The organism is Isoptericola sp. NPDC057391 (assembly GCF_042668085.1).
GTDB lineage: Bacteria > Actinomycetota > Actinomycetes > Actinomycetales > Cellulomonadaceae > Isoptericola.
In genome coordinates this window covers 1-1,426 of record NZ_JBHVBO010000336.1, presented here as the reverse complement: position 1 = coordinate 1,426, position 1,426 = coordinate 1, and the positions used below count along the sequence as shown (strand labels likewise).

The 1,426-nt window shown below is 75.5% G+C and carries 1 protein-coding gene; it reads right to left on the bottom strand.

What is annotated here, in order from left to right:
* Positions 1 to 50: 50 nt before the first annotated feature.
* Positions 51 to 1,426 (bottom strand): NAD-dependent succinate-semialdehyde dehydrogenase (locus ACFUVW_RS20840; protein ID WP_430573199.1); only part of this gene is annotated, 1,376 nt, incomplete at its 5' end.

Sequence of the window (1,426 nt, the reverse complement as noted above, 5' to 3'; positions counted from 1 at the left end):
GTCCCCTCCCGACCTCTCTATCTCGCGGGTCCGGGTTCTCTATCTCGGCGTCAGAGCGGCATGCCGACGTACTGCGTCTCCTGGTACTCCGCGATGCCCTCGAAGCCGCCCTCGCGGCCGGTGCCGGACTGCTTCATCCCGCCGAACGGCGCCGCCGCGTTGGAGATGACGCCGGCGTTGAGGCCCAGCAGGCCGAACTCGAGGCGCTCGGCGAACGCGAGCCCGCGGCGCACGTCGCCGGTGAACACGTACGACGCCAGCCCGTACTCGGTGGAGTTCGCGAGCTCCGCGGCCTCGTCCTCGGTGCGGAACGTGGCGACGGGGGCCACGGGCCCGAAGATCTCCTCGGTCATGCAGCGGGCGTCGCCGGGGACGTCGCGCAGCAGGGTCGCGGGGTAGAAGTGGCCGGGGCCGTCGGGGCGCTCCCCGCCGACGACGACCTGCGCGCCGCGCGCGACGGCGTCGTCCACCAGCGACGCGACGGAGTCCACGGCCTTGGCCTCGACGAGCGGGCCCAGCGTGGTGCCGTCGTCCAGGCCGTTCCCGACGACGACGGCGCGGAAGCGCTCGGCGAGGCGGGAGACGAACTCGTCGGCCACGGACTCGTGCACGTAGAGGCGGTTGGCGGCGGTGCACGCCTCGCCGCCGTTGCGCAGCTTGGCGGCCATCGCGCCGTCGACGGCGGCGTCCAGGTCGGCGTCGTCGAAGACGATCAGCGGGGCGTTGCCGCCGAGCTCCATCGACGTCCGCAGCACGGTGTCCGCGGCGGCGCGCAGCAGGTTCTGCCCGACCGGCGTGGAGCCGGTGAACGACACCTTGCGCAGCCGCGGGTCCGCCATCAGCGGCTCGCTGACCGCCGACGCGGACGCGGACGGCACCACGTTGAGCACGCCGTCCGGCAGGCCCGCCTCGACCATGAGCTGGGCGAACAGCAGCGACGTCAGCGGCGTGAGCCGGGCCGGCTTGAGCACCATGGTGCAGCCGGCGGCGACGGCGGGCGCCACCTTGCGGGTCGCCATCGCGAGCGGGAAGTTCCACGGCGTGATGAGCAGGCACGGGCCCACGGGGCGGCGCTGCACCAGCATCCGCAGCGATCCCTCCGGGGTGCGGGCGTACCGGCTGTCGTCGTGGGTGGCCTGCTCGGCGAACCAGCGCAGGAACTCGCCGCCGTACGTCACCTCGCCGCGCGCCTCCGCCAGCGGCTTGCCCATCTCGAGCGTCATGAGCAGCGCCAGGTCCTCGCGCCGCTCCTGCACCAGGTCGAAGGCCCGGCGCAGGATCTCGGCCCGCTCGCGCGCGGGGGTCGCGCCCCACGAGGCCTGCGCCTCCGCGGCGGCGTCCAGCGCCGCCCGGGCGTCGTCGCGCGGGGCCGGCGCGCCCCGCGGGCGGGGGTGGCCGCGGGCCGGGGGGGGGACCGCGGACCGGC